Source organism: Chryseobacterium amylolyticum, assembly GCF_051011775.1.
GTDB lineage: Bacteria > Bacteroidota > Bacteroidia > Flavobacteriales > Weeksellaceae > Chryseobacterium.
Genome location: NZ_JBPCHX010000006.1, coordinates 349,307 through 368,697 on the forward strand (window position 1 = coordinate 349,307; position 19,391 = coordinate 368,697).

Below are 19,391 nucleotides of genomic sequence, written 5' to 3' on the forward strand. Positions count from 1 at the left end.
CAACACGAAGCACGAATCCCAAATCAAAACATGAAACTATTTATAACAGGAATAGGAACCGAAATAGGAAAAACAGTTTGTTCAGCTGTTTTGGTTCAGCATTTTAAAACAGAATACTGGAAACCGATACAGTCCGGAGATCTTCATTACACGGACAGTCATAAAATTGAAGCATGGACAGATACCGGCTTTTGCCATCCGGAAACTTACCGGTTACAGCTGGCTGCATCACCACATCAATCGGCAAGAGAAGAAAATATCACTATCAGTCTGAATGATTTTCAACTCCCAAAAACAGCAAATTCACTGATTGTAGAAGGGGCCGGAGGTCTTATGGTACCGATTTCAGACACAACATTTATGATTGATCTGATTGAGGAATTAAACCTTCCGGCAGCATTGGTTGTAAGAAACTATCTGGGCTGCATCAATCACAGCTTGCTTTCAATCTTAGCTTTACAACAGAGAGAAATACCGTTGGAGTATTTAATTCTTAACGGAAATTTCCATGAAGATACAGAAAGAGTGATCTGCAGCTTTATTGAAAAAGAAACAAAAATTATAAAGATTCCCGAAATCACCATCACTGATAAGGAGTCTATACAAGATGCTGCAAAGCAGTTAACAATACAAAATTAGGATAATGGATACAAAAACAACACTGAGAAACAACTGGACGAAAGAAGAGATTGAGGAAATTTATCATTTACCTCTGATGGAACTGATCTATAAAGCAGCCACTGTCCACCGCGAATGGCATGATCCTTCCGAAGTACAGATTTCAACACTATTATCGATCAAGACCGGCGGATGCCCTGAAGACTGCTCCTACTGCGGACAGGCTGCCCGTTATCACACCAATATCAAAGTACAGGCTTTATTACCTACAGAAACTGTTATTGCCCATGCACAAAAAGCAAAAGATTCCGGATCTTCAAGGTTCTGTATGGCGGCAGCATGGCGCGAAGTTCGTAACAACCGTGATTTTGACAGGGTAATTGACATGGTAAAAGGGGTCAACGAACTTGGTCTTGAAGTTTGCTGTACACTAGGTATGCTTACTGAAGAACAGGCGGTAAGACTTCAGGAAGCAGGATTGTATGCCTACAATCACAATCTTGATACCTCTGAGCAGTATTATGAGGAGATTATCTCTACCAGAACTTTTGATAACAGAATTAATACCATCAACAACGTAAGAAAAGCAGGAATCACAGTGTGTTCCGGAGGAATCATCGGACTTGGTGAAACCCATAGAGACAGGATTTCAATGCTTTTAACGTTGGCAACAATGCCAAAACATCCGGAATCTGTTCCCATCAATGCATTGGCAAGAGTAGAAGGAACACCATTGGCTGATAACGAAAAAGTAGACACCTGGGAAATGGTAAGAATGATCGCTACGGCAAGAATTGTAATGCCTTCTTCTATGGTAAGATTAAGCGCAGGCCGTATAGAAATGTCTGAAACAGAACAGGCCTGGTGCTTTATGGCAGGAGCCAATTCTATTTTCACAGGAGAAAGAGAAACGTTACTGGTAACACCCAACCCGGGTGTATCTGAAGATATGCAGATGCTGCAGACCTTAGGCCTGAAACCCATGATGAAAAAAGAAACATGCTGTTAGAAAATTAATGAATGATAAAATAATGAGTGATGAGCTGGATTATGAGTATTATAACATTTATTGTAAAATTCCTTTTTGAATTTTTATAAACTGATCTGATATAGGTTTAAATATCCCACGCAATCTGTGATAAAACTTTGCGTCTTTGCGATTAGTCCAACATTTACGCCAACATATTCAACTAAATTATTGTTAAATCCATCTCTATCACTCATTACCTTTTTTAGATCAATATGAATACAATAACAAAAGAAATCAGCCTGCAGGAGAGAGACAAAGCAGTCAACTGGCATCCGTACACACAGATGAAAACCGCTGATGATGCCATTCCCATTGTAAAAGGAAAAGGAATTTATCTGTATGATACCGAAGGAAAAAAATATATGGATGTGGTTTCTTCATGGTGGGTAACGCTGCATGGGCATTCTCATCCTTATATAGCACAACGTGTATCTGAACAGTTAAATACACTGGAACAGGTTATTTTTGCAGGCTTTACTCATGAACCGGCTGTACAGCTTTCAGAAAATTTACTGAAACTTCTTCCATCCGGTCAGGAAAAAGTTTTTTACTCTGATAACGGATCTACAGCGGTAGAAGTAGCCTTGAAAATGTGTATTCAATATGCATATAATAAAGGTCAAAAGAAAACAAAGATTTTAGCTTTTAAAAATGCCTATCACGGGGATACTTTCGGAGCGATGTCTGTAAGCGGAAAAAGCTTCTGGACAAGACCTTTTGAAAGCATGCTTTTTGAAGTCGTTTTCATTGATACCCCCAATGCTGAAAACCTCGAAAGACTGCAGCAACAGATTAAAGAACTGGCCGATGAGACAGCATGTTTTATTTATGAACCACTGGTTCAGGGAGCAGCCGGAATGCTGATGTATAAAACTGAAGACCTAAGCCAACTAATGAAATTCTGCAGAGAAGAAGGTATTCTTATGATTCAGGATGAAGTTTTTACCGGATTTGGGAGAACAGGCAAGCTCTTCGCAGCGGATTATCTTACAGAAAAACCGGATATCATGTGCTTTTCAAAAGGGCTTACCGGCGGAACCATGCCTATGGGAATTACTACCTGTTCTAATAACATCTACAAGGCATTTCTTTCTGAAGACCGATATAAAACCTTATTCCACGGGCATTCGTTTACAGCTAATCCTTTAGCCTGTGCAGCGGCTCTTGCCAGTATGGAACTACTATTGACCAATGAAACTCAAATGAATATCAACCGCATCACTCATCAACATTCAGAGTTTGTGAAGACACTTGCTTTACATCCTCGTGTGGAAAAAGTTCGCCAGATCGGAACTATTCTGGCTTTCGATTTTAAAACCGGGAATGGGACTTCTTATTTCAATGAAATAGGGAAGAAGCTTTACAATGAGTTTTTACAGAAAGGAATAATCATGAGGCCGCTGGGAAATGTAATCTATCTGGTCCCACCATATTGTATTACTTCCGGAGAACTGGATTTTGTCTATCAGAATATTATGGAAGTTCTGGATCAGTTTAAAGATTGAACGATCCCTTCCGGTAATAATTATTTTTAATTTTTTAATGCACCTTATAGGTTTTCAAACCTATAAGGTTTTAATGTATTAAAGGATAAGAGTTATTCATATCTTAATCTATTCTTTGTTCCGTTTTCTTCAAAATACTATAATTCTTCCTGTCCCCTTTATTGAAATTCTGATTAATATATTTCTGTTACAATTTAAATATACAGCTTATCAATAAATACGCTTTTTGTGAGGGCTTTATGAGCTTAAAATGGAAAATTTCAGGAATGTAAACAATCATTTTCTTCTTTTTTCATAAACATCTAAATGAAAATTTATGATAAGGTTCTTTTTATTTTCTTTATTATAAAAACATTATGACTATTTGTTAATTATTTTATTTATGATATTGATTTTTTAATATAAATTTTATTAAAATATTGCTTTATATTTAATAATATGATTATTTTTATCATAAACTAACAATCGTAATCAGCGATAATTTGGATTTTCATAACATCACACATATACATGTGGAAAATCCGGAAAAAGAAGAAAGTCTTTCAGTCTGAAATGGAATAGAAACGGTTTCATTTTTCTGCTAAATCTGAAAGCAAACAAAGTAACGAAGATCAACACATAATTCTGTTGAGCAGAGTTACATTATTGCAACATTACTTTACTATCCGAACATCTGAAACTCCTACGTAAGATAGCGAGTCGAAAAATTGATGGCTAGGAGTAAAACTGAGAAATCACCTTTAATATTAATATTTAAACTATGAAAACAAACAAAATGTGGCTACTGGCCTTTCTGTTAATCATTCTTTCCAGCTGTTCTACGATGGATGAAAAAAATTTACTCGAAGAACCTGAAGCTAATCTAAGTGCTACTGCAAGAGCATTCGCGGCAACACCCATGCTGCATGTCGGAGGCAGATACCTTCAGGATCCCTGCGGCAATAAGGTTCTCTTACATGGTGTTGCCATAACACCCAGCCCCTGGTTTAACGGATGTCAGTATGGTGCCAATTCAGGCTACTGTACCTGGGACAATTACAATGTTCAGGGCGCCCTGAACTATAACAAGGCTGTCATGACCAAACTCAGCAACGCTGCTGATGGCTGGTATCTCAATTACATCCGCCTTCATATTGATCCGTATTGGACCAATGATCCCGGACCGGCCATCCCTGAGAACGATATCTCAAGATTCAATTATAACCGCCTGGTAACTTATACGGATCAGGTGATTATTCCACTGATCAACCATGCCCGCAGTCTGGGAATGTATGTCATCCTGCGTCCGCCGGGTGTATGTCCAAACCGTATTGCCGTGAACGATGCTTATCACAGCTATCTTAAAACTGTATGGACCTTTTTGTCACAGCATCCTGGCTTAAAGAATGCCGACAACGTAATGTTCGAATTAGCTAATGAACCTGTTGAAATCCTGGGAACAAACGGCACATGGGGATCTACAGGGAACGAGCACTTTGCAGCACTTAAAAACTTCTTCCAGCCTTTAGTGAATATTATCCGTAACAACGGAGCCAATAATGTTTGCTGGATACCGGGCACAGGATGGCAATCGCATTATCAGGGCTATGTCAATAACCAGATCACAGGGGGTAATATTGGCTATGCTGTTCATATTTACCCAGGTTACTGGGGTGGGGTTAACAACTATCAATCCTTTCAAAATGCATGGAATATCAATGTTAAACCAATCGCAGACATTGCACCTATCGCGATTACAGAAACCGACTGGGCACCTCAGGGGTATGGTACCTTCGGTGTTGCTACTACCGGTACTGCAGGAGGAAGCGGATTTGGCGCAAACTTAAAATATATTGTGGATCAGTCGGGCAATGTGAGCTGGAACCTCCTTGCCCCTGATGATCTGCTTCACAAGGGAGATCCTAATGCAGGAACAGCCTTCAATAATGACTGGGAGGCGTGTGCGGCCCCAAGCAAACAGTGGTTTCAGCAATATGCATCCTCCAATTATCCTGTTGGAAACTGTAACACAACCAGCAGCCTGGTCAATAATGGTATTTATGAGATTGAATTTCAAACCGATGCCAACAAAGTACTTGATTTAAAGTCAGGTGAGGATGCCAACGGCGCAGTGCTAAGACCATGGACAAGGAATGGTGCCAACGCGCAGCGATGGGTTGCCATTGATGCCGGAAATGGATACTGGCGTTTTGTATCCAAAGCGAGTGCATCTAACCGTTGTATTGATCTGACAAGTAACAGCAACACACTGGGAACATCAATCCGGCTTTGGCAAAACTATGGCAATGACGCGCAGGCATGGCAGGTAGTTGCTGTCTCCAATGGTTATTACAAAATCCTGTCAAAAGTGGATGCTACCCGTGGCTGGGATATTCCAAGCTGTACCATGGACGGCAATTCCAATTTACAGCTTTGGGATTATTATGGTACATCCTGCCAACTGTTCAAGTTCAAATTTATAGCAATGAACTAAACATCCCAAAAAGATGTAAACATGATTTTATTTTCTAAAATCTTTATACTATTTCGCGGTAAGTATTACTTATCGCGATTTTTTTTAATAAAAAACTAAAGCTTCACTATGTAAAAAGCTATTTCAGGATCTTATCATTTCTCCTGATAGTATACTTTTACTGTAAATCACATATAAATTGGCAATCTAATAAGCTGCTTTATCTCAATCCGTCTCCCCATGCATGAAGTTCAGAAAGAATAGGCCCCAGCTTCTGACCTTTTTCTGTCAGCTTATAATAAACTTCCGGTGGAAAATTATACACTTCGGTCCGTTCAATGATAAGATCTTTTTCCAGCTGCTTCAACTGTTCTGCCAATACTTTCTTGGAAACCCTGGGCATATTCCGCCAAAGCTCCACAAAACGCACCCGGTCTTCCTCAAAGAGGTTTTGTAGAATTAATGGTTTCCATTTACCAGAAAGGACATCCAGGCTTCGTCTTAATCCACAGTTTTTAAATTCTTCAAAATTCATAAGTCAATTGAATATTTATGGTTAACCTTTTGGTAACCTTCGATTGTTTTACCATGGTCAGGTAATACCTTTGTTCAACAAAAATACCCAAAATGAAATTACAATTGTGGCGCAATGCAACATTACTACTGAATATTGATGGAATTTCTATTCTGGTAGATCCCATGCTGGGAGAGAAAGGTTCCAGAGGGAAAATGCCAATGACAGACAGCGAATTACTCAATCCTCTCGTAGACCTGCCTTTTAATAAAGAAGAATTAAATGAAAAATTAAAAAGCGTAGATGCGGTTGCTGTAACCCACCTTCACCCTGATCATTGGGACGCTGCTGCTATTGAACTTCTTGATAAAAATATTCCGGTCATCTGCCCGGCTATCATTTCGGAACAGATTGCAGGCCAGGGTTTCACAAACATTATTGCTGTCAATAATGATCCGGTTCAATTCAGAAATATTGAGATATCAACCACCAAAGGACAGCATGGAACCGGAGAAATCGGAGAAAAAATGGGAATCGTGAATGGTTTTGTATTTAAAACAGACAATAAATCAGTATACATCGCGGGAGATACCATCTGGTATGATGAAATTGCTCAGGAAATTGCTCAGCATCAGCCACAACACATCATTGTAGCAGGGGGAGCCGCTACTTTTTCCATAGGGGATCCCATTATTATGACCAGTGAAGACATACTGAAAGTCTGTGAATATGCTCCGGAGTCTACTGTTTGGGTAACTCACCTTGAAGCCGTAAGCCATTGTACGGAAGACAGAAAATTTATTAAGGAGAAAATCAATGAAAACGGCCTAGAGAAGAGATGTCTTGTACTTGATAACGGTGAAGAAGCTGAATTAAAATTTTAATTAGTAAACCTGTTTGAAAAAACAAAAAAAAGAGACTGTCTCAAAAGTCAAATAATTTGGCTTTTGAGACAGTCTCTTTACCTTATGTCTTCATCTTCTACATATTTATTTCTCGCAGCCTTCATTCCAAAATAGAGCATTAACAATACTGCCAGACTCAATAAATAAAATGAGCTGTTCCAGGAAATATCCCAGTCATGCAGCTTACCAAATAATGGAGGACCAAAAGCGGCAATCAGATACCCTACCGACTGTGCCATACCTGATATTTTAACCGCATTCATGCTGCTTTTCGTTCTCGTGGAAAAGAACAGAATGGATAAGCTGAAAGACAATCCATTGGAAATCCCTATGAGTACAGCATTTACGTAAATCCATTGAGACTTCAGAAAGACAAACATCATGGTACTTCCGAACATCAGCGTGCAGATAAAAAGGATCATAGCTCTCTGATCTTTCATTTTACTGGCAATAATAGGACAACAGAACGTCACGGGAATCATCGTAATCTGAATCACAAAAAATACCCAGCCGGAACTTTCTCCCTGCATATGAAAATCAGCAAGAAATGAAGGCAGCCATGCCACCAGACAATAATAAAATAAAGACTGCAGCCCCATAAAAACACTGATATTCCATGCCTGAGCAGATCTGAACATATTAAAATCTGAAGTGCTGAGCGCCGTTTTGGGTTGATCAGAGTTTCTTTTATTGAATACGGATTCCAATGATAAAACAAGAAAGCCCAGTGCTGCAATCGCCAGCCATATTCCCAGAGAGCCTTTCCATCCGAATCCCGTCCATTCTCCGATTTTCACGCTAAACCCTGAAGCCAGAGCCGCTGTAAGGTTCATGGATACAGCAAAAATCCCTGTCATGAGACCAATCTGTTTCGGAAAATTGTTTTTAACATATCCGGGAGTAACTACATTTCCAATGCATATTCCCAAACCAATGAAGATAGAACCTAAAAATAAAAGCCAAAGGGATCCGCTGATTCTTAAAAATAAACCAAAGCTTAAAATTACCAGTGAATACATCAGCAGTTTACTGATTCCTAACTTATTGGAAAATCTGCTCACCAGGACAGAACAGGCCGCAAACATAAACAGTGGGATAGAAGTCAGTAAACTCACCTGAAAATTGTCCAGATTCAAGGCATCTCTCACTTCTCCCAACACAGGCGCAACTGCAACAATCGGGGAACGGAGATTGCCGGAAATCAATATAACGACCAGAACATTAATGATTAATAAAACATACGAAGTATTCTTTTTTACTTCATTCTTCATCATAATTAAAACTTTTGCGCAAAATTAGCGTAGTAATTTTGTTTAATTTTGCCAAAATTTTAACCTAAAACGACATGAGCGCGAACGACAGCATAAAAATAGATGAACTGAAGAAACCTTATTTCGTCTGGTTTGAAGAAAACTGGGTTCACGATGATGTATTTCACCACCATCAGAAAGGGCAGCTGGTCTATGTGGAAAGCGGCTTCCAGTATATCACTATTGAAGAAAAAATTTATCTTCTTCCGCAGAATCACGCTGTATGGATTCCCCCTAATGCCGTTCACAAAACGAATTCACATTCTGAAAAAATCAAGCTGATGATCATGTTTGCAGATATCAATATCAGTACGGATAATCCTTTTTATCAGGAGATCAATGTATTTTCCGTCCCTCCGGTTTTAAAAGAAATGATCAAATATTCCGAAAAATGGTCAAAGCTGATGAATTCAGATCATAATGAAAACCTTTTTCTGAAAGCGCTGTTCAATGAACTACCACGGTTTGTAGAGCATTCGCTGACCCTTCACATCAGTCTTCCGAAAGACAAACGCCTCACCAGAGTCATAGAACATCTTCACAGCCATTACCGGAATGAGATCAGGCTGGAAGATCTCAGTGACACAGCTCTTCTTTCTTTCCGTACACTGGAACGAATTTTCAAAAAAGAAACAGGACTTACTTTAAGCAAATACCAGCAGATGCTTCGCATTATTAAAAGCCTGGAATTTTTAAGCTCTGGCACTCTTACGATTTCAGAAACAGCTTATGAAGTAGGGTATAAGAGTGTTCAGGCATTCACCAGAAGTTTTCAGGCTGTGATGCAGTTCAGGCCCACAGATTTCATTAAGACCATTCAATAAGCGCATAATATTCAACAAAAAAGGGAATTATTAACATCGCAAAACTTCATATATTCCTTTATATAAAAGCAATCAGCTATATTAAAAAAAGAAATATTTCACATTTCAATTATTTTTCCATTTCAATAGCCAATATTCGATTATGATATAATTGAATATAAAAAGGTCTCCACGAATGGAGACCTTAAAAAAACACAAATGATGAAAAAAAATTATTTCGATTCACAAATATAAACAAAAATCATATTATGCAAAACATCGTAAGCGCATTTTTTTTAAAAATTATTTATTTTAAATAAAAGTAATTATTTCCTAATTGTTTTTTATTTTCTTTAGGATTTATGAATTGGCAATATAAATACACAGCCTGTAAAATATAATTCGCTGTTATATGAATTGTGTGCCTGTTTTCTATCCAAAATAAGGAATTATAAAAAAGAATGATCACTGGAAAATGGATTATTTAAGTCCATAATCAAACATGTGTTTACCTTTTTTGTGACCCTGCTCATAAAATTCAGAATGGTTTTTGGATTAAATTGCTTAAAAACCTTATCATATGAGTCCAAAGATATTCAAAGGCGTTCCTGCACAAAAGTCCGGAGGTTTCCATGATACGGAAAGCAGAAAGGCATTTAAGCAGGATTTGATTCCGCTGAAATTTACCCTGTTAAAAGAAAGATTTTTCTCAGTGAATCAATGGGAAAGTTACAGCGGGAAAGCATTTGCAGCATTTAAATTGTACGATTCCGATGGTAATGCGGTCAACCGGGAACCTCAGAAAGGTGATTTTATCCGGATTGACATTCCGGGGCCGGGAGAACCTGAAGCCAGGGGATATGACTGGGTGGAAGTTACAGATATTTGTTTCTATCAGGACAGCTTTTCTGAAAGTATATCCATGACGTGCAGACCTTCCATAAATCCCCAGAATAAAAAAAACCGCCATATTGCCCATTTTTACGGTTCAGGAGCTACTTCCACCTTCATGATATCCAGAAGCCCTGATCATCTGAAAGCTGCAGTATACGGACGAAATGAAAGGCCTAATTTTAATGCAAAATTCTTTGATGTAATAAGAAATCTTTTCATTGCCATTCCCGGAATGTTCGGAGTTGCCAAAATACAATGGAAACAGCTTACTGATGGTTTTTTAGATTTTGATTAAAACCCCTGTACCTTTTTTGATCTAGATCAAAGTTTTGTGTTAGCTGTTCGGGGACCTTTGCACCCGAATATTTTAAACAAAATTTATGAGTACAACATTAGAAAAAGGGCAGACTATTAATTTCTACCAGGCGACCGCTCCGATTATTATTTCGGTATTCGGAGTTTACCTGACGATAGGAATTGCTTTGGGGGTACTTCCCAGCTTTGTCCAGAGCAGTTTAGGTTTTGACAGTATAATGGTGGGACTTGTCATTGGCCTTCAGTTCCTGTCGACACTTTTAACGCGGGCCTATTCCGGCAAAATCACAGATACAAAAGGAGCCAAGAAAAGTAAAATGTCCGGTGTGATACTGGCAGTGATTGCCGGAGCAGTTTATGTACTGGCTGTATTATTTCAGGCTCATCCAATGCTGGCACTTGCCTTTCTTTTACTGGCAAGAATTATTCATGGTGTAGGTGAAAGTTTTCTGGTTACAGGAGCATTAACCTGGGGAATAGGTCTCGTAGGGCACTCCAGCTCCGGAAAAGTAATGACCTGGAACGGTATCGCTATGTATGCGGGAATTGCTGTCGGAGCACCTGTCAGCATCTGGCTAAGCAAAGAATATAATATTCTGCCTGCTTTTGTTCTTATTGCTTTACTTCCGGTGATAAGCTGGCTTTCCACCGCAAAACTTCCTTCTATTCCTGTAGATCAAGAGCACGTAAGAACTCCTTTCTACAAGGTAATTGGTGCTATATCCGGACAGGGATTGAGTCTTGCTTTTTCATCGATGGCTTTTGGATGTATTGCTTCTTTTATTGCTTTATTTTTCTCACAGAAAAACTGGGGTGATGCTTCACTTGCCTTTATGATCTTCGGAGCATGCTATGTTCTGACCAGAATTTTATTTGCTTCTTTTCCTGATAAATACGGAGGTTTTAAGATTGCTTTACTTTCTCTGATGATCGAAGTAGCAGGACAGCTGCTGATCTGGACGTCTGCATCCAAAATATTGGCCATCATCGGATGTGGATTAACGGGTGTTGGATTTTCATTGGTTTTTCCTGCTCTGGGAGTGCTTGCAATCCAAAAAGTAAATCCTCAGATGAGAGGAACAGCATTGGGTGCGTATGTGGCTTTCGTTGACCTTTCATTAGGACTGGCAGGACCCATTGCAGGATTAATCGCAGGCTGGTTTGATTATCAGACGGTGTATCTTTTCGGGGGCATCAGCTGTATAGTGTCTATTGTGATTTTACTAATAAATAAAAAATAAAAATGGAAAATTCTATAATTGCTCTGGCAGAGCAGACAAAGAAAATACGCTCTGCATTTATTGTTAAAAACAAACAATATCTTACTCCTCATCTTATCCGTGTGGTATTTGAAATAGATGATAAACAGGCTGAATCATTGGTTAATGTACGCTCCGGTTCAAATAACAAAATATTTATACCGGCAGAAAAGGGAAGTATTCCTTTTATAAGAACGTACACCAACAGAAAAATTGATCTGGAAAAGCGTGAATTAACTATAGATTTCATTGCTCATGGCGATGAAGGACCTGCTTCTGCATGGGCACTGAAAGCCAAGCAGGGTGATATATTGGAAATAGGGATGAAAGAAAGTACAAGACCTTTGGTTCCCGATGCTGATTTTTATCTGCTGGCAGGGGATGCTACAGCATTACCGGTCATTTGTGCCATAGCAGAACAGCTTCCGTCTTATGTAACAGCAAAATTCATATTGGAAGTTGCAGGCAGGGAAGATGAGCTTATCCTGTGTTCTGCCGCGGATATCTCGGTGGAATGGCTTCACAATCCTCACCCTGAGAACGGAAGCCGGCTTTCAGAAACAGTCAAATCGTTTCGGTTTCCACCCGGAGTCCTGAAAGAATATGTTTATATCGCAGCAGAATATACAACGGTGCAGGAGCTTCGCATCTATTTTAAAACAAATCTGAAACGGGACGCCCGTGCCATGTATGCCTGTTCCTACTGGAGAGCAGGGCAAGCGGAAGGGAAATCATCCGAAAGCACATAAGAAGCCGGAATAGCAGTAAGTTTTTTAACATATTTATTGCTAAATTTGCTGTGACTGATTTAAATAAATGGAAGACGTATTAGTTTCATATATTAAAAGCAAAATATCAATAACAGATGAAGAATTGAAAGTTATTCTTTCTTATTTCAAACCTGTCAAATTACAAAAGAACGAGCTTCTCGTTACCAATGTTCACTCTCCTAAGAAAACATTCTTTGTTGTAAAAGGCTGTTTACGGATATTTTATATTAATAAGGAGGGGCAGGATTCTACAAGATATTTTGCTTTTGAAAATCAGTTTGCCACAGCACTTCATACCTTTATTACTTCAGAACCTTCTGATGAGCTTCTTCAGGCTGTAGAAGATTCGGAGGTATATTACATTACCCACCAGGATTTTTATCATTTACTGGACATTATTCCCCAGTGGGAAAAATTTTACAGAATTTATATTGAAATTGCCTGTATAGCCAACACAAAAAGACTGATGTCGTTTATGGTGCAGGATGCTCTTGAAAAATACAAACAGCTACTGGAAGAAAATCCGATTATTGTACGTCGGCTTTCTAATAAAATGGTGGCATCCTATCTTAATATTTCACAGGAAACACTAAGCAGACTGAAATCCAGGCTTTAATTTTTGTTTGATGAATCTAACATTATTTGAAATAACTATTATTTATTTAAACCATTTTTAAACTAGATTAAATTCTCAAAAATTTAATACTACAGCCTTCTCAGGAAAAATTTAAGCCTTATATTTGCATCAATGTTAAAATGGTTCTCCATATTATGCTCAATGATGTATGTGCTGGCTACCACCAATGCGGGGGAAGTACTGAAAGTACCTATGTTTGTTGAACATTTCATGGAATACCAGGGAAGTCTTTCGGAATTTGTCATGGAACATTATGATAACCATAAGCAGGATTCTGACTGGGATACAGACCAGAAGCTGCCGTTTATCAATCCTCCTATTGTACTGACTGTACATGCCCAGCTTCCGGAACTGATATTCGAAATAAAAAAACCTAAAGAAATTACGGTTTCAAAGAAAACCAGTATTTACAAGGAAAAAGATTTTTCCCATCAGTACCTTTCTCAGATTTTCCAGCCTCCGCGGTTTTCTTAATTGATTCTATACTGAAATTGCTTTATTCTTAAAGCATTCCATTTATTATTATATATCAATTTAGCCTGTTGTGCATGATAACGTTGTTTATGATGTAGTACCACCTTTATTTTCTTATGATATGCTGATGAGGCCGGAAGGTTTCCAGTCGCTGTCTGTGAACAAATGAAGATTTCACTCAGGAACGGTTTTGCCGTCAGGTTATCCATTAATAGTTTTTTCATGTTAAATAAAATTATTGAGTTTTCTGTAAAGAATAAACTCATCATTGCTCTGTTTACAGTGGGGCTTGTGCTTTTTGGGATCTACGAAACCACGAAACTTCCCATTGATGCTCAGCCGGATATCACCAATAATCAGGTTCAGATCATTACAACGGCACCTTCTTACGGTGCGGCAGATATAGAACGCCTAGTTACGTTTCCTATTGAACAGGCTACCAGCAATATCAGCGGAATTACAGAGCTGAGAAGCTTTTCACGTTTCGGACTTTCATTAGTGACCGTAGTTTTTGATGACAATACAGATGTATACTGGGCACGCCAGCAGGTACAGGAGCGCCTGCAGCTTGTTCAGGACAATATCCCGGCAGGAATTGGCAAGCCGGAATTAGGGCCTATTTCAACAGGATTGGGAGAAATTTTCCAGTATGTGGTAAGAGCCAAAAAAGGTTATGAAAATGTATATGATGAAACGGAGCTGAGGACAATTCAGGACTGGGTAGTCAGAAGACAGCTTCTTGGAACCAAAGGAGTAGCAGATGTCAGCAGTTTCGGAGGGAAACTGAAACAGTATGAAATTGCTATTAATCCTAATCAGTTACAGGCATTTAATATCAATATCAATGATGTTTTTGCTGCCCTTGAGAAAAACAATCAGAATACGGGAGGAGCTTATATTGAAAAGAAGGAAACTGTTTTGTTCATCCGAAGTGAAGGGCTTCTGGGAAGTATGGAAGATATCGGGAACATTCAGGTAGCGGAAACCCGGGAAAACATTCCGGTGCATATCAAAGATGTAGCCTCCGTAAAGATAGGTTATGCGACAAGATATGGTGCTATGACCTATAATGATACCGGAGAAGTATCCGGAGCTATCGTTTTGATGCTGAAAGGAGAGAATGCCAATGTAGTGATCGGAAATATTAAAGAAAGACTGGAAAAAATTCAGGAATCATTACCGGAAGGAGTCGTAATTGAACCTTTCCTTGACCGTGCCAAAATGGTGAACAATACAATCAGTACTGTAAAAACAAACCTGATGGAAGGCGCACTGATCGTGGTTTTCATCCTTGTCTTATTTTTAGGAAACTTCAGGGCAGGATTACTGGTAGCTTCTGTAATTCCCTTGGCTATGCTTTTTGCCATTATCATGATGAACATCTTTGGTGTGGGAGGGAACCTGATGAGCCTTGGAGCGCTTGATTTCGGGCTTATTGTAGACGGGGCCGTTATTATTGTAGAATCAGTGCTGCACCAGCTCGCCCACAAAAAGCATTTCGGGAAAGACAATATGCTCAGCAAAAAGGAAATGGATGACCAGGTTTCAGGCTCTGCTACCAAAATGGTTAACAGTGCTGTTTTCGGACAGATCATTATTTTAATTGTATATCTTCCGATTTTTACACTTCAGGGGATTGAAGGAAAGATGTTCAAGCCTATGGCACAGACGGTTGCTTTTGCGCTGATCGGTGCATTTATACTTTCTCTGACGTATATTCCGATGATGAGTTCTTTGGTATTAAGCAGAAAAAAGAAAGAGAAAGAAAATATTTCAGACCGTGTCATGGGTAAAGTGGAAACAGCCCACCAGAAGCTCCTGATGAAAGCACTTAAATACAGAAAAACAATAATCCTAAGTGTGCTGATCCTTTTTGCAGGTGCCGTGTTTACCCTTTCCCGAATGGGAGGAGAGTTTATTCCGTCTTTGGAAGAGGGTGACTTTGCCGTTGAAATGAGAATCCTTCAGGGAAGCAACATCAACGAAACAAAAAAAGCAACTACACAGGCCGGGCACATCCTTTTAACACAGTTTCCCGAAGTAGAAAAAGTAGTGACCAAAATCGGTAGTGCTGAAATTCCCACAGAGCCCATGCCTATGGACGCCGGAGATATTATCATTGTTCTGAAACCTAAAAAGGAATGGACTTCTGCCAAAACATTTCCGGAGCTTTCTGATAAAATGAGTAAGGCACTAAGCGTTATTCCGGGATTGACAACCAGCTTCCAGTTTCCTGTACAAATGCGTTTCAATGAGCTGATGACAGGAGCAAGACAGGATGTAGTGTGCAAGATTTATGGAGAGGATCTGGACAGCCTTGCTTCGTATGCAAAAAAGATGGGAAGCATCATCAATACGGTAAAAGGTGCCCAGGATCTTTATATTGAGCCTGTGGTGGGCGCTCCACAGGTTGTTATCGATTATAACCGTCCTGAACTGTCCCGTTATAATATTTCAGTAGCAGATATCAACAGAGTGATCAACATGGCTTTTGCAGGCCAGACCGCAGGCGCTTTATATGAAGGTGAGAAGAAGTTTGATATCGTGGTCCGGATGGATAATGAACATAAAAAAGATATTACAAGCATTCAAAATCTTCTGGTACCTACCGCTTCGGGAGAACAGATTCCTTTATCACAGCTGGCTAAAGTAGAACTTAAAAACAGTCCGAACCAGATTCAGAGGGAAGATACAAAAAGGAGAATCATTGTAGGTTTTAATGTAAGAGGAAGAGATGTTCAGAGTATTGTGGAAGAACTTCAGCAAAAAGCAGGCAAAAGCCTTAAACTGTCACCCGGATATACTGTTTCGTACGGCGGTGCCTTTGAAAACCTGAATGAAGCTAAAGCAAGGCTTGGAGTTGCAGTTCCTATTTCATTAGTAATGATTTTCCTTTTGTTATTCTTTGCCTTCGGTTCTGTAAAACACAGCTTACTGATCTACACAGCCATTCCTTTATCTGCCATCGGAGGGGTTTATTTTCTGGCATTGAGAGGGATGCCTTTCAGCATCAGTGCAGGCGTAGGGTTTATAGCATTATTCGGAGTTGCAGTGCTTAATGGAATTGTTTTGATATCAGAGTTTAACCGATTGAAAAAGAACGGAATAACCAACACCAGCAGAATTGTACTGATGGGAACAAAAATCAGGCTTCGCCCGGTCTTGATGACAGCTTTTGTAGCTTCTTTAGGGTTCCTTCCTATGGCCATCAGCAATGGTGCGGGAGCGGAAGTACAGAGACCTTTGGCAACCGTAGTAATCGGTGGTTTGATGCTTGCAACCCTTTTAACCTTGTTTGTACTTCCTATTCTGTACGTCCTTTTTGAACATATTAATAAAAATAAAATGAAATTTTCTAAAAAATCCAACTATAAAAAACTGTCTGTTTTCTTACTGATGATCACCTTTGGAAGTTATCAGGCTCAGGAAAATATTACTTACGACCAGGCCTTGGAAAAAGCATACCTGCAAAATGGCACTCTTAAAAACTCAAAATTAGTATCAGATTATCAGGAAAAGCTGAAAGCCAGCTATCTGGATATCCCGCAGCTTGAAGTTACCGGAGGGTTTGGACAGATTCAGGGTGAGGAAACCGATAATTCATTCGGAATTTCTCAGCGATTCAGTTTTCCGACAGTATATTCAAAAAGAAAGCAGATGCTGGATGCCGAATGGTCTGCCAGTATTATCAATCAGAATCTGACAAAGGCACAGCTTACCAAAGAAGTGACAGATGTTTTCTACAGAATATTGGTCCTTCAGGAAAAGAAAAAAGTGCTGGAATACATCAGCCAGCTGTACAATAATTTTGCCGATAAAGCAGGATTAAGATTAAAAAAAGGAGAAGCCAATATCCTGGAAGAATCCACAGCAGAAATCCAGAAAGAACAGGTAAAAGTACAGCTGAATACTCTTGAAAATGACCTGAACATAGCAAAACTTCAGCTTCAGCTGTTACTTCAATCCGAAACGCCTTACCAGCCTATAGCTGATAAACCAACGATAAATATGGGTCTTCAGATCTCTGAAGAAATGGTAAAGCAGCATTCGGAGTTACAATATCTGCAGCAACAGATCAAAGTAGGAGAAGCAGAAGTACAGCTGGAAAAAAGCAGACTGCTTCCGGATCTTCTTGTAGGATATACCAATCAGAGCATGAAAAATATCAATAATAACCGCTTCAATTCGGTTCAGGTGGGTGTGGGAATTCCGCTATTTACAAAAGGGCAAAGAGCTTTGGCAAAAGCAGCACAGACAAAAATTGCCATCTCTGAAAACCAGTACAGGAGAAAAGAAATTGAGCTTAAAAACAGGTTAAACCAACAGCTGGCCAATTATATGAATCAACAGCAGGTCATTGAAAATTATGAACAAAAACAGCTTCCAAAATCTGAAACGATTTTAAAAACAGCACAGAAACAGATGGAAGTGGGAGAAATTGATTACCTGGATTGGGTAATCCTTGTGAACCAGGCCGTAAAAACCAAAGCAGATTATATTGACCAGCTGGAAAAGCTCAATCAGACCGGAGCGGAACTTCAATTCTTAATTTCAAAATAATAACGTCATGCATTTCAAGAATATATCACTATACAGCCTTGCTTTAACGCTCACTTTATCTTCATGCTCAGGAAAGAAAGAGGAAGAAAAAACAGTTTATGAAAACACAAAATTTGCTAAAAACAATGAAAATACAGTCCATCTTACTGAAAAACAGATCCAGTCTGTAGGATTGACAACCACCACAGTTCAGGACAGAAATATGGAAAAGCTCGTGAGACTGAATGGGAAAGCAGAAATTGCACCATCTCACATCAGCTTGGTTTCCAGTATTATGGGAGGGCATATCAAGTCTATCAATGTGATTAACGGGAGTCATTTCAGCAAAGGACAGGTGCTTGCTGTGGTAGAGGATCCGCAGTTTATACAGCTTCAGCAGGATTATCTGGTGACAAAAGCCCAGCTCGAAGCGGCAAGATTGAATTATAACCGGCAGAAAGATCTTAATACCAGCAAGGCCAGCAGTGATAAAACGATGCAGACCGCTCAGGCTGAATATTCCACCCTGAATGCGACCTTAAAAGGTCTTGAGGAAAAGCTCAGAATCATCGGAATCAATGCCAAAGGGCTGAGTACGGGAAATATCAGAAGCAAGATTAATATCTATGCTCCGTTTACAGGTTTTGTGAGCAAAATTCTTGTGAATAACGGACAATATATCAACCCGTCAGATACTTTATTTGAGCTGATTAATCCAGCCGGATTATTGTTAGAATTAAAGGTTTTTGAAAATGATGTAAATGATGTGAAAGCCGGGCAGGAGATTTTGGTTTACAACAATCAGAATCCGGATGTGAAATCAAGTGCTAAAATTGTCAGTGTAGTTCCAAGCATCGAAAACGGAGGTTCAGCAACTGCAGTAGCCAGATTATCATCTGTAAATACGGAATTTGTAAAAGGTATGTATGTGAATGCCGAAGTCAATATCAGCAGCCGTTCTACCCAGGGACTTCCCAACGAAGCAGTAGTTTCTTTTGAAAACAAAAATTATGTTTTTGAAGACCTTGGAAAATCCAATTATAAAATGATTCCCGTAGCAGCCGGAATTTCAGATGATCAGTTTACAGAGATCTTAAAAGCAGATCCCTTAAAGGATAAAAAGATTGTAAGGAAAGGTGCTTACAGCCTTCTGATGATGCTTAAAAACAAAGCGGAATAATTAAAATGAAACCACAAAAGTCAAAAAGCTTTTATTTTGAAACACTTTAGTGCACTTAATAATGACGCAGAAAATTTTCATAAGCGAAAATCAAAGATTTTCAAAAACTTAGGTGTACTATATGTTTAAGCAAGCTTCTTATGAAACATACAAGAAGAAAAGATCAGTTATCCAACTGATCTTTTT

16 protein-coding genes are annotated in these 19,391 nt (G+C 39.1%); 13 read left to right on the forward strand and 3 right to left on the reverse strand.

Annotated features, from left to right (window positions below):
- Positions 1 to 30 precede the first annotated feature (30 nt).
- The 4 genes from bioD to ACR1PO_RS18135 all read left to right on the forward strand — a co-directional run bounded on the left by bioD (position 31) and on the right by ACR1PO_RS18135 (position 5,626).
- Positions 31 to 639 carry a dethiobiotin synthase gene (bioD, locus tag ACR1PO_RS18120; RefSeq protein ID WP_332386779.1) on the forward strand — a complete coding sequence of 203 codons (609 nt, stop codon included), beginning with the start codon at positions 31 to 33 and terminating at the stop codon, positions 637 to 639.
- Between the two features lie 4 nt (positions 640 to 643).
- Positions 644 to 1,627: a biotin synthase BioB gene (gene bioB, locus ACR1PO_RS18125; RefSeq protein WP_374462715.1), complete on the forward strand. Its 984-nt coding sequence runs from the start codon at positions 644 to 646 to the stop codon at positions 1,625 to 1,627.
- Between the two features lie 233 nt (positions 1,628 to 1,860).
- On the forward strand, positions 1,861 to 3,153 hold the full coding sequence (gene bioA, locus ACR1PO_RS18130) for an adenosylmethionine--8-amino-7-oxononanoate transaminase (protein ID WP_433987672.1): 1,293 nt from the start codon (positions 1,861 to 1,863) through the stop codon (positions 3,151 to 3,153).
- 760 nt (positions 3,154 to 3,913) lie between these two features.
- Entirely contained in the window at positions 3,914 to 5,626 is a 1,713-nt protein-coding gene (locus tag ACR1PO_RS18135) for an RICIN domain-containing protein (RefSeq protein WP_433987673.1), read from the forward strand.
- Between the two features lie 199 nt (positions 5,627 to 5,825).
- On the opposite strand, the gene ACR1PO_RS18140 is transcribed toward ACR1PO_RS18135, so the two are convergent.
- Complete coding sequence (locus ACR1PO_RS18140) at positions 5,826 to 6,140, reverse strand: winged helix-turn-helix transcriptional regulator (RefSeq protein ID WP_433987674.1); 315 nt, start codon at positions 6,138 to 6,140, stop codon at positions 5,826 to 5,828.
- Positions 6,141 to 6,232: 92 nt separating this feature from the next.
- Between ACR1PO_RS18140 and ACR1PO_RS18145 the strand changes: the two genes are divergently transcribed.
- Entirely contained in the window at positions 6,233 to 7,003 is a 771-nt protein-coding gene (locus tag ACR1PO_RS18145; RefSeq protein ID WP_332386775.1) for an MBL fold metallo-hydrolase, read from the forward strand.
- A 77-nt stretch (positions 7,004 to 7,080) separates the two neighbouring features.
- Here the strand turns inward: ACR1PO_RS18145 and ACR1PO_RS18150 are convergent, their stop codons facing one another.
- A complete protein-coding gene (locus ACR1PO_RS18150; protein ID WP_433987675.1) occupies positions 7,081 to 8,298 on the reverse strand; it encodes a CynX/NimT family MFS transporter in 1,218 nt (405 codons plus the stop codon).
- A 71-nt stretch (positions 8,299 to 8,369) separates the two neighbouring features.
- Between ACR1PO_RS18150 and ACR1PO_RS18155 the strand changes: the two genes are divergently transcribed.
- The 6 genes from ACR1PO_RS18155 to ACR1PO_RS18180 all read left to right on the forward strand — a co-directional run bounded on the left by ACR1PO_RS18155 (position 8,370) and on the right by ACR1PO_RS18180 (position 13,486).
- Positions 8,370 to 9,158 (forward strand): helix-turn-helix domain-containing protein, encoded by a 789-nt coding sequence (locus tag ACR1PO_RS18155; RefSeq protein ID WP_433987676.1) that lies wholly within the window; start codon positions 8,370 to 8,372, stop codon positions 9,156 to 9,158.
- A gap of 559 nt (positions 9,159 to 9,717) precedes the next feature.
- Entirely contained in the window at positions 9,718 to 10,326 is a 609-nt protein-coding gene (locus tag ACR1PO_RS18160; protein ID WP_332386770.1) for a hypothetical protein, read from the forward strand.
- Positions 10,327 to 10,411: 85 nt separating this feature from the next.
- Positions 10,412 to 11,587, forward strand: a complete 1,176-nt coding sequence (locus ACR1PO_RS18165; RefSeq protein ID WP_433987677.1) for an MFS transporter — start codon at positions 10,412 to 10,414, stop codon at positions 11,585 to 11,587.
- A gap of 2 nt (positions 11,588 to 11,589) precedes the next feature.
- Complete coding sequence (locus ACR1PO_RS18170) at positions 11,590 to 12,354, forward strand: siderophore-interacting protein (protein WP_332386767.1); 765 nt, start codon at positions 11,590 to 11,592, stop codon at positions 12,352 to 12,354.
- A 67-nt stretch (positions 12,355 to 12,421) separates the two neighbouring features.
- Positions 12,422 to 12,991, forward strand: a complete 570-nt coding sequence (locus tag ACR1PO_RS18175) for a Crp/Fnr family transcriptional regulator (RefSeq protein ID WP_332386766.1) — start codon at positions 12,422 to 12,424, stop codon at positions 12,989 to 12,991.
- Positions 12,992 to 13,123: 132 nt separating this feature from the next.
- Positions 13,124 to 13,486, forward strand: coding sequence for a hypothetical protein (locus ACR1PO_RS18180; RefSeq protein WP_332386765.1), 363 nt, complete (start codon positions 13,124 to 13,126; stop codon positions 13,484 to 13,486).
- Here ACR1PO_RS18180 and ACR1PO_RS18185 read toward each other — a convergent pair.
- On the reverse strand, positions 13,483 to 13,710 hold the full coding sequence (locus ACR1PO_RS18185) for a hypothetical protein (protein WP_433987678.1): 228 nt from the start codon (positions 13,708 to 13,710) through the stop codon (positions 13,483 to 13,485). The genes ACR1PO_RS18180 and ACR1PO_RS18185 overlap by 4 nt on opposite strands.
- Between ACR1PO_RS18185 and ACR1PO_RS18190 the strand changes: the two genes are divergently transcribed.
- Both ACR1PO_RS18190 and ACR1PO_RS18195 read left to right on the forward strand, forming a co-directional pair.
- Positions 13,709 to 18,046 carry a CusA/CzcA family heavy metal efflux RND transporter gene (locus tag ACR1PO_RS18190; RefSeq protein ID WP_433987679.1) on the forward strand — a complete coding sequence of 1,446 codons (4,338 nt, stop codon included), beginning with the start codon at positions 13,709 to 13,711 and terminating at the stop codon, positions 18,044 to 18,046. The two genes, ACR1PO_RS18185 and ACR1PO_RS18190, sit on opposite strands and share 2 nt — an antisense overlap.
- Positions 18,047 to 18,053: 7 nt before the next feature.
- A complete protein-coding gene (locus tag ACR1PO_RS18195; protein WP_433987680.1) occupies positions 18,054 to 19,205 on the forward strand; it encodes an efflux RND transporter periplasmic adaptor subunit in 1,152 nt (383 codons plus the stop codon).
- Positions 19,206 to 19,391: the final 186 nt, after the last annotated feature.

Excerpts from the sequence above, each read along its gene's own strand:
- ACR1PO_RS18195 (WP_433987680.1), top strand. The coding sequence starts at position 18,054 with ATGCATTTCAAGAATATATCACTATACAGCCTTGCTTTAACGCTCACT.
- ACR1PO_RS18160 (WP_332386770.1), top strand. The coding sequence starts at position 9,718 with ATGAGTCCAAAGATATTCAAAGGCGTTCCTGCACAAAAGTCCGGAGGT.
- ACR1PO_RS18140 (WP_433987674.1), bottom strand. The coding sequence starts at position 6,140 with ATGAATTTTGAAGAATTTAAAAACTGTGGATTAAGACGAAGCCTGGAT.
- ACR1PO_RS18135 (WP_433987673.1), top strand. The coding sequence starts at position 3,914 with ATGAAAACAAACAAAATGTGGCTACTGGCCTTTCTGTTAATCATTCTT.
- ACR1PO_RS18145 (WP_332386775.1), top strand. The coding sequence starts at position 6,233 with ATGAAATTACAATTGTGGCGCAATGCAACATTACTACTGAATATTGAT.
- bioD (WP_332386779.1), top strand. The coding sequence starts at position 31 with ATGAAACTATTTATAACAGGAATAGGAACCGAAATAGGAAAAACAGTT.
- ACR1PO_RS18150 (WP_433987675.1), bottom strand. The coding sequence starts at position 8,298 with ATGATGAAGAATGAAGTAAAAAAGAATACTTCGTATGTTTTATTAATC.
- ACR1PO_RS18170 (WP_332386767.1), top strand. The coding sequence starts at position 11,590 with ATGGAAAATTCTATAATTGCTCTGGCAGAGCAGACAAAGAAAATACGC.
- ACR1PO_RS18180 (WP_332386765.1), top strand. The coding sequence starts at position 13,124 with ATGTTAAAATGGTTCTCCATATTATGCTCAATGATGTATGTGCTGGCT.
- ACR1PO_RS18175 (WP_332386766.1), top strand. The coding sequence starts at position 12,422 with ATGGAAGACGTATTAGTTTCATATATTAAAAGCAAAATATCAATAACA.
- bioB (WP_374462715.1), top strand. The coding sequence starts at position 644 with ATGGATACAAAAACAACACTGAGAAACAACTGGACGAAAGAAGAGATT.
- ACR1PO_RS18190 (WP_433987679.1), top strand. The coding sequence starts at position 13,709 with ATGTTAAATAAAATTATTGAGTTTTCTGTAAAGAATAAACTCATCATT.
- ACR1PO_RS18155 (WP_433987676.1), top strand. The coding sequence starts at position 8,370 with ATGAGCGCGAACGACAGCATAAAAATAGATGAACTGAAGAAACCTTAT.
- bioA (WP_433987672.1), top strand. The coding sequence starts at position 1,861 with ATGAATACAATAACAAAAGAAATCAGCCTGCAGGAGAGAGACAAAGCA.
- ACR1PO_RS18185 (WP_433987678.1), bottom strand. The coding sequence starts at position 13,710 with ATGAAAAAACTATTAATGGATAACCTGACGGCAAAACCGTTCCTGAGT.
- ACR1PO_RS18165 (WP_433987677.1), top strand. The coding sequence starts at position 10,412 with ATGAGTACAACATTAGAAAAAGGGCAGACTATTAATTTCTACCAGGCG.